General features: G+C 73.9%; 8 protein-coding genes. 5 read left to right on the plus strand and 3 right to left on the minus strand.

From position 1 onward, the window contains the following. Positions 1–131: 131 nt before the first annotated feature. Positions 132–2,870 carry a serine hydrolase gene (locus IF45_RS0126495; RefSeq protein ID WP_030309961.1) on the minus strand — a complete coding sequence of 913 codons (2,739 nt, stop codon included), beginning with the start codon at positions 2,868–2,870 and terminating at the stop codon, positions 132–134. A gap of 199 nt (positions 2,871–3,069) precedes the next feature. Here IF45_RS0126495 and IF45_RS31620 point away from each other — a divergent pair, with 199 nt between their 5' ends. From IF45_RS31620 to IF45_RS0126510, 3 genes are all read left to right on the plus strand, one after another. Beyond that, entirely contained in the window at positions 3,070–3,831 is a 762-nt protein-coding gene (locus IF45_RS31620) for a GOLPH3/VPS74 family protein (protein ID WP_008404303.1), read from the plus strand. 365 nt (positions 3,832–4,196) lie between these two features. Continuing rightward, entirely contained in the window at positions 4,197–5,054 is an 858-nt protein-coding gene (locus IF45_RS0126505) for a helix-turn-helix domain-containing protein (protein WP_008404305.1), read from the plus strand. Between the two features lie 415 nt (positions 5,055–5,469). Next, positions 5,470–5,679 (plus strand): DUF397 domain-containing protein, encoded by a 210-nt coding sequence (locus IF45_RS0126510; protein WP_003950139.1) that lies wholly within the window; start codon positions 5,470–5,472, stop codon positions 5,677–5,679. Positions 5,680–5,776: 97 nt separating this feature from the next. Here the strand turns inward: IF45_RS0126510 and IF45_RS0126515 are convergent, their stop codons facing one another. Together IF45_RS0126515 and IF45_RS0126520 are read right to left on the minus strand one after the other, a co-directional pair. Next, positions 5,777–6,892 (minus strand): ADP-ribosylglycohydrolase family protein, encoded by a 1,116-nt coding sequence (locus IF45_RS0126515; RefSeq protein ID WP_030309964.1) that lies wholly within the window; start codon positions 6,890–6,892, stop codon positions 5,777–5,779. Between the two features lie 165 nt (positions 6,893–7,057). Beyond that, a complete protein-coding gene (locus tag IF45_RS0126520; protein WP_030309965.1) occupies positions 7,058–9,799 on the minus strand; it encodes an ATP-binding protein in 2,742 nt (913 codons plus the stop codon). Positions 9,800–10,031: 232 nt separating this feature from the next. Between IF45_RS0126520 and IF45_RS0126525 the strand changes: the two genes are divergently transcribed. Together IF45_RS0126525 and IF45_RS33640 are read left to right on the plus strand one after the other, a co-directional pair. Then, a complete protein-coding gene (locus tag IF45_RS0126525) occupies positions 10,032–10,652 on the plus strand; it encodes a DUF4291 domain-containing protein (protein ID WP_030309967.1) in 621 nt (206 codons plus the stop codon). Between the two features lie 236 nt (positions 10,653–10,888). Further along, the coding region (locus IF45_RS33640) for a hypothetical protein (protein ID WP_051720740.1) at positions 10,889–13,190 on the plus strand (2,302 nt) is incomplete at its 3' end.

The following is a 13,190-nucleotide window of genomic DNA, read 5'->3' on the forward strand; positions in this document are numbered from 1 at the left end:
CGGCCGGTGAGGCGCGGGTGCCGTGCAGCGCCGCCACGTCCGATTTGGTCCCGATGCCCGGGACGCTAACACGGCTCCGGCGGCGCTCCCCGGGTGGGGCAACGCCGCCGGAGCGGGTCCTGCGGCCGGGCTCAGCCGATGCGCTGGAGCTTGGCGCCGAAGGAGGGTTCGGCCAGGTCGCTCTGGAGGGCGACGGGCACCTCGACGGCGTCCCCGGTGCCGTCGCCGACGCTGAGCACGCCGACCTTGGTCCCGGCCTTCGCCTCGTGCGGCAGGGCCTTGCCGCCGTCGTCCAGGGCCAGCTTCACGGTGAGGCCGGGCCAGCCGACGGCCGGAACGTCCTTGGTGGCGACGACCGGCGTGGTCGAGCCGAGCCCGTCGTCGACGTGGCCGACGACGTCGCCCTTCCTCACCACCGGCTTGGAGGTGAGCAGCTCCTGGGTGCGCAGGATCAGGTCCTTGGAGCGGGCGGTGGCGGTGTCCAGGATGGGCGGCGCGTGCTGGCCGAAGACGGCGCCGATGATCAGCTGCTTCTCGCCGTCGACCACCTTCTCGGCGGCGAAGAGCAGGTTGCCGCCGGCCTTGGTGGTGGAGCCGGTCTTGATGCCGACGACGCCGTACATCGGGACGAGGAAGTTGTAGTTCTTCTCCCGCTGGCCCGAGGTGGTGGACTCGTAGTTCGGCAGCCGCACGACCGAGCTGAAGGTCTCGAACTCCATGACGGCCTTGCCGAGCTTCACCTGGTCCTCGGCGGAGGAGACGGTGGTCTCCTTGAGGCCGCTGGGGTCGGTGTAGGTGGTGTTCTCCATGCCCAGCTCGGCGGCGTACTTGTTCATCTTCTCGACGAAGGCCGCCTCGTCGCCGTCGCTGTCCCAACGGGCCAGCTGGCGGGCGATGTTGTTGGCGGAGGGCAGCATGATCGCCTCGATGGCCTCCTTGACGGAGATCTTCTGGCCCTCGGTGACCTTGACGGTCGACTCCTGCCCGGCGTTCTCGTAGTCCCGCTGGGCCTTGGCGTCGATGGTGAGCCGCTCGCCCTCGGTGCCCTTCTTGACCGGGTGCTCGCGCAGGATCGTGTACGCCGTCATGACCTTGGCGACCGAGCCGATCGGGATCGGCTTCTGCTCGCCGTACGAACCGAGCGAACCGATGCCGTCGACGGTGACCGTCGCCTGGCCCTCGGTCGGCCACGGCATGGCCGGCTCCTCGCCCTGGAAGGTGTACGTCTCCTCGGCGGTCAGCGCCAGCGTGCCCTCGGGCAGCGGCCGCACCGACTGGACCACCGCGAAGACGATGAGCAGCAGGATGACCAGCGGCGTCCAGATCTTCACCCGGCGCACGGCGGTGCGCAGCGGCGTCTCCGGCGGCGGCGGGGTGTTGGTCAGCTCGGCGAGCAGGTCCAGCGGCGGCAGCGGCTGCTGGGTGGTGCGCTCGGCGGCGGGCAGCGCGGCCGTCTCGTCGGCGGGCGCGGCGGGCGCCGGCACGGCGGCCTTGGCCTGCGGCGCCTCCTCCCCGGCCTCCGCCGGCTTCGCCTCGGCGGGCTTCGGCTTGACCGCCGCCGGCCCGTCCAGCCCGCGCAACGGCACGAACTTGCTGGTCCGCTCGGCCTCCGACTCACCCCCGACGGCGCCCTTACCGGCCTTCCCGCCCTTCTCGGCCTTCTCGTCCTTCCCGTCCTTCCCGTCCTCGTCCTCGGCCTTGGTCTCGCCGACCTTCAGCATGGTCGTCGGCTGGTCGACCTCGGGCCCGGACTTCGGCGCCCGGAACACGGCGGTCGGCTGGTCGACGCCCTCCCGCTTGCCGACCTTCCGGAGCTTCACCCCGGTGGACACGACAGCGGCGTCCTCCCCGTCCGCCGCCTCCTCGTCCCCGCCGTCGGCCTTCTCCGCCCCGCCCGCCGGCTTCCCGCCCTGCGCGGGCACCCCGCCGTCCGCGACATCCTTCTTTACGCCGGATTCGCCCGCACCGTCCGACTCCCCGCCCGCCGTCGCCGAGGACTCCTCCCCATCGGCCTCCGCCTCGGCAGGCTTGTCACCGGCGGCAGCGGCCCCGTCAGGCTTCGGCGCGTCGTCCTCGTCGACCCCGTCATCGTCCGAACCGTCCGCTTCCGCATCGCGCTCGGACTCGCGCTCAGACTCACGCTCGGGCTCGCTGTCGCCCGCCTCACGCGCCGCAGGCACCTTGGGGCCATCCGTACCCCGTACGGGCTCCTCGGGCGCCTCTGAAGCGCCTTCAGCCTCTTCCTCGCCCTCACCAGCGGCCTCGCCAGCGTCGGCATCGACGGAATCCGCCTCCACCTTGCCCGACTTGCCCTTTTCGTTGGCTTCTTCAGCTTCGTCGGCGTCGTCGGTGGCCACCCAGGCGGCGACGGCGTCCCGCAGCCGCCCGTCGGTACCGGCCTCGGTGCCGCTCTTCCCGGATACGGCGTCGGCGGCGTCGTCGGCAACCTCGTCACCCGCCACGTCCTTCTCGGCGGAACCGCCGGCCTCGCCGTCGGCGTCCTCACCCTTCGCGGAGCCGCCCGCCTCCCCGGCCGTACCGGCGCCCTCCGCACCGGAGTCGGACTCGGTGCCGGCCTCGGCGTCGCGAGCCTCCCCCGCGGCGCCGGCGTCGGCGTCGGCGTCGGCGGGCTTCACGCCCTCGCCCTTGCCCTCCGCGTCACCGTCATCATCGCCGCCGCCGCCACCATCGCGCCCCTCGTCCGTCCTCAGGACAGTCGTGGCGTGGTCGACGGGGTCCGGGGTCTCGCGGGCGACCGCGATCCGGGGGTCACGGTCGTCCGTGGCCGGGTCCGGAGCGTCGGTGGCCGGGGCCTCGGGCTCCCCCGCCGCCTTCTTCTGCTCCGACCTGTCGGGGATCTCGCCCGCCACCGATGCCTCCTCGATAAGCCGTCCGTCGTGCCGGACGACGTCGTGTCCGAACCATGTACCAGTGTCCTGTGTGACCCACGGGCCCTCTTGCCAGACGAGAACGACATACCTACTGGTTCCCGTACATAGCGCCCACGTGCTCTCGACAGACCAATGTGAGAGGGGTCACCCTGTCACTCATCCACGCGGGGAGGCATGGATGGGCAGGAGCCGCAGAACGATTCCGGAGGAGCTTCTGCTGCTCGCTCTGGACCCGGCCACGGGTACCACAGCGCAGCCGCAGTCGCTCGACCTCGGTCTGGCCGGAGCACAGCTAGTGGAGCTGGCGCTGGCCGGACGTATAGCCCCGGACGGGGATCGTATCGCCGTGGTCGTACCACGGCCGACCGGAGATCCGACACTGGACTCCGCACTGGAGCTGCTGCGCAGACGCGGCGCGCCGGTGCGGGCCGTGCACTGGATCGGCGGGCCCCGGCTGGGGCTGCGCCAGACCTATCTCTCGCATCTGGAACGGTGCGGCATGGTGCATGCCGTCGAGGGCCAGATGTGCGGGGTGCTGCCGACGACGCGCTACCAGGCGACGGAGTCGGCGGTCAGCCGGGAGATCAGAGCCCGGCTGGACAACGCGATCCGCACCGGCGTCCCGCCGGACCCGCGGACCGCGGCGCTCGCCGCACTGGCCCACGCGGTCGGTCTCGGCAAGCACCTGTACCCGGGGAACGAGGGGCGCTCCTCGCGCTCCCGCCTCCGGGACCTCATCAGGCACGACCCGATGGGCGGACTCGTGGCGCACGCCGTGATGGACGTCCAGAACGGCGCGGCGACCCCGCCACGCCGCGGGGGTGCTCCGGCGGTGCGCCCGGCCCACGGGCCACGCACCCCGGAACCGGCGGCCGGCCCCGGGCACCACGCCCCGGTCCAGCCTCACCGCTCGACGATGGCCCGCGCCGCGGCCCACTGAGAGCGACAGCGCACCGAGCACCACAACCGAAGAGCAGGACCCCAGTGCGCCGTACCGCCACGCCGCCGCCCGACCCGGTCGGGCGGCGGCCCCTGAACCGGTCCGGGAGCCGCGAGGTGGCCGCGCGGGGTGGCGGGAGGACGTCCGGACGACGCCTCCGACCGTCACCCCGCGCGGCCGTGCGCGCGAGGGGGCCGGAGCATACCGGCCGGGGGCCGGACGGACACGCTGGGCCACCGTACGGATACGGCATCGGCCATTTCCCAGCGCTGGCCGGGCCGTTGGTGGCACTCTGCTGAACAGCAGATAAGCAGAACCCGCCAGGCCCTGCCCCGCAGGGCCCGCAGCCGGAGGTGCACGTATCCGTGGCGTCCAGTGTCAACCCCACCGTCAGGCGCCGCCGCCTGGGTCAGGAGCTGCGCAGGCTCCGCGAGCTCAAGGGCATGACCGCCGAGCAGGTCGCCGAACGCCTCCTGGTCTCGCAGTCGAAGATCAGCCGCCTGGAGAACGGCCGCCGCTCGATCAGCCAGCGTGACGTACGTGACCTCTGCGGCGTCTACGAGGTCGAGGACCACCGCATCGTCGACTCGCTGATGCAGATGGCCAAGGACTCGCGCCAGCAGGGCTGGTGGCACAGTTTCGGCGACATCCCCTACAGCGTCTACATCGGGCTGGAGACCGACGCGGCCTCGCTGCGCGCTTACGACCCGCAGGTCGTACCGGGTCTGCTCCAGACCCGGCCGTACGCGGAGGCGCTGATCCGGGGTGCCATCCCGGAGATCAGCCCGGCCGACGCGGAGAAGCGCGTCCAGGTGCGGATGCGCCGCCAGGACCGGGTCTCCTCGCCGGAGAACCCGCTGCGGCTGTGGACGGTGATGGACGAGGCGGCGCTGCACCGGGCGGTGGGCACGCCGGAGGTCATGAAGGAGCAGCTGGAACATCTCGTGCAGATGTCGGAGCTGCCGCACGTGACCGTCCAGGTCATTCCGTTCTCGACCGGCGCCCATCCCGGACTCAACGGCCAATACGCGATTCTGGAGTTCCCGGACTCGACCGATTCCAGCGTCGTCTACATCGAAGGCGTCACCAGCGATCTGTACCTGGAGAAGTCGAACGACGTGCAGAAGTACAGCGTCATGTACGAACATCTGCGGGCACAGGCACTGAACCCGGAAGACTCGCGCGACTACATCGCGAAGATGGCCCGCGAGCACGGCGGCTGACCGCGAACTCCGCTCGCCCCCGCCACTTTCTCGGCCGTTTCCCGAACCGTTTACCGCACGCCGTCCGGCAGGTACGCATCTGCCGGGCGGCGTCGGCGTGTTCGCGGGTGTCGCCGCAGGCGGGAACGGGTGCCGGGGCGGCTCTTCCCAGTGGCCTGAATTACCCTGTCGGCAGAAACCAGGGTTTATTCCGCGGTTTCGCTCAAATGCGCGTACCCGCGAAGTGTGCGCACGGACGATACACGTTCCTTCACCTCTCCCGGCGGTGAACCGGGTAAATTGCCTTCAGTCGGGTGACTGGCTTCTGCTCCGGACGATGTCGGCGAGTAGCGTCAACGACGTCATCGGGACCGGTGACACTCCCCGGCCACTCGGCCGGCGGAACTGCACATCCACCGCCTGAACCGGAGCAATCATGGCTATTCACCAGGGTGCGACCACCGACTGGACCAAGTCCTCCTACTCCACCGGGAACGGCGCCTGCGTCGAGGTGAAGTCCCCCGTCGTGGCGTCCATCGCCGTGCGTGACTCGAAGGTCGTCCAGGGACCGGCGATCGGCTTCGCCGCGAACTCCTGGAACGCCTTCGTCGCCGGGGTCGGCCGGGGGAACTTCGACCTCGTGTGACCCGGCCGCCCACGTGCGGCACCTACGGCCCTCTCGACTGGATCGCCGTCCCGGCCGAGGGGGCTTTCCCCTGCCCCGGCCCGGAACCCCGCGCCCGTCACGCCCGCGGGTACCGGGTGAGCCAGCCGGGCGAGGCGCCCTCGGGCCCGTGCAGGGCGGCGCCGTGGGTCATCTCCAGCGCGAAGTCGTCGGCCAGCTCCAGCACGGTGGCCCGTCCCTCCAGCTCGGCCAGCCAGGCCGGCGGCAGCGCCGTCTCGCCGTGCAGCGCGCCGAGCAGCCCGCCGCAGACCGCCCCGACCGCCGGCGAGGGCCCGCCGTGGCGCACCGCGAGCCGCAGCCCCTGGGAGACGTCCTCGCAGACCAGGGCCGCGTACAGGGCGGCCGCGAGGACCCCTTCGGCCCCGCCGCCCCCGGCCAGCTCCTCGACCAAGGCGGGGTCGGGCGGCCCCTGGCGCACCCCGTGGACGGCGGCGCGCAGCGCCTCGCCGACCTCCTCGCCGCCGGGCTGTTCGGCGGCGAGGGCCAGCACCCGGCCGGTCGCGGTCTCCAGGGGTTCGCCGCGGGCCGCGCCGTGCACCAGCAGGGCGTACGCCCCGGCCGCGAGCCGGGCCGCCGGGTGCCCGTGGCTCTGCGCGGCGCACTCCAGGGCCAGTTGGAGGACGAGCCCCGGGTCCCAGCCGACCAGCAGCCCGAACGGCGCCGACCGGGTCAGCGCCCCCGGCCCGCGCTCCCCCGGATTCCGTACGGCCTCCAGAGTGCCCATCCCCCGGTCCCCGAACCCGGAGAGGCAGCTGCGCTCCGGCCCGCGCCTGCTGTACAGCCACTCCTGCCGCGCCAGCCAGCCGTCACCGGTACGCCGTTCGTCGGGGCCCCAGTCGGACTGGGTGGCGGCCCAGCGCCGGTAGGCGAGGTGGACGTCGGTCGGCGGGTGCCAGGCTCCGGTGTCGCGGCGTACCTGGGCGCGGATCAGGCCGTCCACGGTGAAGAGGCTGAGCTGCGTGTGAGCGGTGACGGCCCCCCGCCGCCCGTACGCCTCCCCGGGCCCGGCCGGACCCTCGTCGCCGCAGGCCTCCCGTACCGCCGCGGCGCCGAGCCCGGCGAGCGGCGCCCCGAGGGCGTCGCCGAGCGCCGCGCCGAGCAGCGTCCCGCGCACCCGGCTCCGGAAGTCCTGCTGCTCCGCCCGCCCCCAGACGGTCCCGACAGCCGTGCCCACGGCATCCCTCCCGTCCACCGTCCTACCGTTCCGCTTACGCCTCGTCCCGCACTGTAATTGACCGGAGGTGAGCGGACGGGGGCGAAAGCGGTATGTGAACGGTCGTCCTGGTGGCGGGGTTTGAGGGGGTGGGGGTGGGTCTGGGGTGCCGGGGGCTGGGCCGGTTCACCAGCCCGCGCTGGTCCCCCCGTGGCCCCAGGAGCTGTCGCTGCGCCCCCAGGAGGTGGCGTCCGGGGTCTCCGGCGCCGGGGCGGTCTGCTCCCCCTCACTCGCGGCCTCGTACGCGCGGGCCCACTCCTCGGCCAGCTCCCGGACCCGCTCGTCGTCCGGCTCGATCCGCAGCGCCCGGTCGAAGTCCTGGAGCGCGCGCTCGGACTCCCCGTGGGCGGCACGGGCCTGGGCCCGCAGGACGTACGGCCGCGCCAGCCGGCCCCCGGTGGCCGCGACCGCCTCGTCGTACTCCGCGAACTCCGCCTCGCACGCGCCCTGTTCGTGGTGGATCTCGGCCAGCCGCAGCCGGGCCCAGAGGTAGTCGGGCTTGCCGCTCAGGGCGTGGCGGAGGTCGGCGACGGCGGCTTCGGTGTCGCCGAGGGCGTGGTGGGCCATGGCGCGGCCCCCGTACGCCCAGAGGTAGCCGGGGTCGGCGGCGATGGCGTCGCCGAAGGCGGCGACGGCGGCGGTGTGCTCGCCCGCCCTGCGGTGGATCTCGGCGCGTTCGCCGATGACGACGGCCGGGTCCTGGGCGAGTTCGGCGGCGCGGGCGAGGTCGGCGAGGGCGGCTTCGCGGTCGCCCAGGGAGTCGTGGGCGCGGGCCCGCTTGAGGAGCGCCCAGAAGTGGCCGGGGCGGGCACCGAGCGCCTGGTCGAGGTCGGCGACGGCCGCCTCGGGCAGGCCGAGGGAGAGGTGCGCGGAGGCGCGCGAGACGAGGGTGCCCGGGTCGCCGGGGGCGAGGCCGAGGGCCTGGCCGAGCAGGGTGACGGCCTCCTCGAACTGGCCGAGGTGGCGGCGGGTCTCCCCGCGTTCGCGGGTCAGCCGGGCGAGCGAAGGCGTGTCGGGTTCCGCCTCGGCGGCGGCGAGGCGGGTCTCGGCCTCGTCGAGGTGGGCGAGGGCCGCCGCGTAGGCGCCGGTCTGGCGGTGGGCGACGGCGCGTTCCATGGCGGTCCGCCAGTCGCCCGGACGCAGGGCGTCGAGCCGGTCGTAGTCGGCGAGGGCCTTGGCGAGCGCCCCGGCCTCGCGGTGCAGCGCCGCCCGCGCGTGCAGCGCCTCGGCGCGGGCCTGTTCGCCGAGGCCCGGCCGGTCGACCAGCAGCCCGGCGAGGCGGGCCCGGCCCTTGGGCCCGTCGTCCTCGTCCAGGACGGCGAGGCAGTCCGCGCCCCAGCCCCGGGTCGCCGCGTCGCCGTTGTCGCGGCCCGCGTCGGCGAGGGTGCGGGCCCAGCGGCGGGCGGGGGCGGCGCCGAGACGGGCGGCCGTGGCGCCCTCGGCCAGCAGCTCCGGCAGGGCGGTGGCGGGGTGGGCGCAGAGCCGGTGGTAGGCGGCCTCCAGGCGGGCGTGGAGCCGGGCCGGGTCGGCCTCGTCGCGCCCGCCGGCCCCGCCCGCCGGCGCGCCGCCCGCCAGTTCCTCGTACCGCCGTTCGTGGAGCGCGGCGAGGCGCAGGTGGGCGGCGCGCCAGCGGGCGGGGGCGGTGGTGCGGCGCAGGTGGAGCATGGGGGCGCGGACCACGTCGTGGTAGCGCGGGGCGCCCTCGCGGCCGGAGACGAACGGCAGGGCGGTCAGGTGCGCGAAGAGGGCGGCGGGGTCGCCGGGTTCCTCGGTGGCGGCGGCGCAGACGTCCTCGTCGAGGGTGCGCGGCAGGGCGCAGGCGAGGGCCGCCTCGCGCTGCTCGGGCGGGGCGTCGCGGCCGAGGAAGCGGTCGACGGCGGTGGCGCCCGCGAGGACGGTGTCGCCCGGATGGTCGGCCAGGGTCGTGACCAGCACGGGCAGCCCGGCCGACCCCTCCCAGACGGCGCGCCGGGCGTCCTCGTCACGGATGCCCCGCGCGTCGAGCAGGCGTCCCGTCTCGTTCTCGGTGAGCGGTTCGAGGGCCAGGTGGGCGGCGAGGTCGGGATGGTCGCCCCAGAGCACGGGGTCGGGCCGGTTCCGCCCGGCGAGGGTCAGCACCAGATTGCCCGGCGCCTCGCCGTACCGGTCGGTGGTGGTCAGGTCGCGCAGCCACGCGTCGAGGAACGGCGCGGTGTTCTCGTACGTGTCGAAGAACAGGGCGGTCCACGGCACCTCCTCGGCCACCCGCCCCAGCTCGGCGAGGAAGACCGGGCTCAGCGCCGGCAACGGGTCGAGCACCAGCCGCACATCGTCCTGGTCCCGGAACCGCGCGCTGAGCGAGGCCGCGAACCGGTCCGCCCCGCGCGCCAGCCGCTCCCCGTCCACCACCGGCGCGAACGCCCCCACCACCGGCAGCATCCCGGCCCCCACCAGCCCCGCCCGTACCGCCGCGGAACTGACCACCGAGGCCCCGTCCCCCTCCCCGCCGCCCGCGTCGGCCCCGCTCGCCGCCAACGCCTCGTGCACCCTGCGCCGATGCGCCTCCAGCCGCTTCTCCAGCGCCTTCAACGGCCGCCCCTGCCGGGCGAACTGCTCCGCGACCACCGCCATCACCTCGGGCACGCTGTGCACCGAGTCGTCCACGTACGCCGTGAGCGCCCCCCGCCCGACCGCCAGCCGCTCCCACTCCCGCACCAGCGTCGACTTCCCGACCCCACCGACCCCGTGCACGTGGAAGAGAAACCGGTGCGTGGGATCGGAGGGCGCCCCGTCCAGATTCCGCGCGAACAGCTCGATCTCCTGCTCCCGCCCGACGAAGGCACCTTGCCTGCGCCGACGGATGAGGTCCTGGAGGGAGGGGCGGGACATGGGTGGGGTCCCCCTGGGGGTTGGGTGGGTGTGGGATGGGCTGGGGGTCAGTATGGGCGTTCGGAGAGTGGAGTGGCAGTGGTGTTAAGGGAGTTGGGGGCTTGGTGGGCGGGGGGGGCGGGGTGCGTGAGAACGGCTGCGGCGGGGACCACCGAGAACTGAAGCCCATCCCCGAACCCCCCACCCCGAAATCCACTGGCCACCCCACCCCCCGCCCCCGCACCCTCTCCCCATGACCAACCTGACCAACCCGACCAACCTCCCCCGCCCCACCCACCAGATCCGCGCCCGCCAAACCCCCACCACCGTCACCGTCTACCAGGCGTACCCCCCGTCCATAGCCCTCCCCGCCGCCCGGGACCAGCGCTTCCCGGCGGCCTGGAAGCGGGACCGGATGACGTGGATCAAGCCGTCGTTCCTCTGGATGATGTATCGCTCGGGCTGGTCCCGGAAGGAGGGTCAGGAGCGGGTGCTGGCCGTCGAGATCAGCCGGGCGGGGTTCGACTGGGCGCTGGGGCACGCCTGTCTCTCGGCGTATCACCCGGGTGTCCATACCGGTCGCGACGGCTGGCGGGAGGCGCTGCGTGGTGCGCCTGCCCGGGTGCAGTGGGATCCCGAGCGGGACTGGCGGCTGCGGCCGTTGCCCTGGCGGGCGTTGCAGCTCGGGCTGAGCGGGGAGGCGGTGCGGCGGTACGCGGAGGAGTGGCTGGTTTCCGTCGTCGATGTGACGGGGCTGGCGCACGCCGTGCAGGAGCGGGTGCAGGCCGGGGACGAAGCGGGGGCGTGGGAGCTGCTGCCGGAGGAGCGTGTGTACGTGCCGGAGGGCGGGCTGCCCCCGTCGTTGGTGGGGTGACGGGGTGACGGGGTGTTGGGCCGGATGGTGGGGAGGGAGGTTTCCCGCACTCGTATGAATTTCTGACGACTTGCCGCCGGGGTGGCGGGCTGCCCGGGTGGGGCCGTGTGCGATGGGCCGACGAGAGCCGGACGGGCGAGTCGAGTGGAGGCGTACGGGTGCGTGTGAGGAGTGTGGTGGCCGTCCGTGAGCGGGCCGGGCAAAGAGGGCGGCGCGGGGCGGCGCGGTGGTGGGGGGTGGCGGCGGCCGTGCTGCTGGCGGTGCCGGCGGGCGGGCCCGCGGGCGGGGCGGCGGCGCAGCCGGTGGCGGTGGCCGCGGACCGGCCGCTGTCGATCACGTACGTGGCGCGGGACTGCCCGCAGTACTCGGACATCATGGCCAACAAGGCCCGTAACAACATCCAGGAGTCCCTGCGGGACCTGGGGCCGGACTCCAACTACAGCTCCTCCGAGGCGGTCTCGGCTCAGAAGGAGGCGGCGGGCACCCCGCTGCCGCCGTGCGAGCCGCTGACGGACTGGACGTTCTCCACCGGTACGGGCTACACCGGCCGGACGCCGGCGACGGAGAACCTCTCCACGGTCACCGGCCCGATCCGCCAGGACATCACCACGGGCGCCGGGACGCCGGAGCTGGACGCGCAGGGCGAGCCGACCGGCCGTACGCTCCAGGGCGCCGTCACCGTCGAGCTGACCGCCGCCGAGCAGCAGGCGCTGGCCGCCAACCGGCTCTCCGTGCAGGGCGGCACGCCCGGCGCGCCGCTCAACGGCAAGCAGCAGCAGTACGGCTTCGGCGCGTTGCGCTGCGCGCAGGACTCCCTCAACGGCGACAACGTCGAACGGGTCACCTTCCCCTCCGGCGCCCGTCACGTCTTCTGCTACTACTACGCGGTCACCCCGCCGCCGGGCGCGGGCACCATCCGCGTCGTCAAGCACATCGACGGCGCCGGCCAGGGCGACTTCCGCTACGACGGCAACCTGTCGTACGCCGACACCAACAACGATGGGGTCAACGACTTCGTCCTCTCCGCCCGCTCCGGCCAGGACGCCTCGCAGAGCTTCATCCGCGGCGAGTCGGACATCGACACGAACCCGTGGGTGTTCAAGGAGTACGTGCCGCCGGGAAGCGGCTGGGAGCGGGAGAACCCCATCGTGTGCGCGGCGGTCTCGGCCTCGGGCGGCGCCGGGTCGAGCCAGATCCGCACCGACTCCGCCGGTGAGGTGCGGGTGGGCCTCGTCGAGGGCGAGACGGTGACCTGTACGTACACCAACCGGCGCACCGGCGGGCCGGGGGTCCTGGCCAAGCAGACGCTCGGTTCCACGGGCACCTTCGACATCGGGCTGGAGACTCCGCCAGGGGCGCCGCCGGCCGAGCCGGGACCCACCACGACCACCGAAGAGGGCGTTCCGGTGCAGGTGGTCGGGTCGCAGGACACGCCGGTCGGTACGTACACCGCGGTGGAGCGGAAGCCCGCTCCCGACGGGCGCGGCACCTGGGAGCTGACCAGCGCGGTCTGCGACGGCCAGGACGTGCCGGTCGTCGACGCGGGTGACAGCTGGCGCGCCTCGCACGAGGTGACGGGCGGGGAGAACCCGCAGTGCCTGCTGACCGACACCTTCACCCCGGGCGGCGCCATCAGCGTCGAGAAGACCACCGAGGGAGCCACCGGCACCTTCGGGTACGCGGTGGTGCCGCACCCGGCGACGCGGGGCCCGGCCGACGGTGACACGGAGTACCGGGGCACCGCGGTCACCACGGAGCAGGACACCGCGACGCCCGCCGTCCGCGAGGACGGTGCCGCGGGTCCGCTCGCGACCGGGCTGGAGGTCGACGACGCGATGCGGTACACGGTTCAGGAGTTCCTGCCGCCCGACACCGCCGAGGGCAGGTGGCAGGCGACCGGGGTGGAGTGCGAGGGAGCCGAAACGGGGGACATGACGCCGGGTTCCACCAGCGTGGAGCTTCGTCTCACCCCCGAGAACCCCACGCCCACCTGCCGCTTCACCAACGTCTACGTGCCGGCCGGGACCCTCGACGTGGTCAAGACGACCAGCGGGGACCAGGAGCTGCGCCCGGACGCCGCCCGGGTCGAGCTGGAGTGCGCGGACGGCACCGAGGAGACCTGGGAGATCGCCCCCGGGCAGACGGAGGCCGCGCTCCCCCGCCGCGCCTTCAACGCCGACACGACGTGCACGGTCACCGAGCCGGCCGACGGGGCCGCCGAGGACGCGACGGTCACCACGACGGCGCAGCTGTCGGTGGACGGCGGGGACCCCGTGCCCGTCACCCTCGGCCGGCCCTTCCCGGTCCGCACGGGCCAGTCCGCCGTCGTGACGGTCACCAACACCTTCACGGGCCCGAGCCCGAGCCCGACGCCGACACCTACGCCTACGCCTACGCCTACGCCCACACCGAGCCCCACCGAGACGCCGACGCCTACGCCGAGCCCCACGGAGACGCCGACGCCGAGCCCGTCGCCGACGGAGACGCCCACTCCCACACCGACACCCACCCCGACCCCGTCGCACACCACCCCTCCCC

The sequence above is a fragment of the Streptomyces albidoflavus genome, assembly GCF_000719955.1.
GTDB lineage: Bacteria > Actinomycetota > Actinomycetes > Streptomycetales > Streptomycetaceae > Streptomyces > Streptomyces albidoflavus.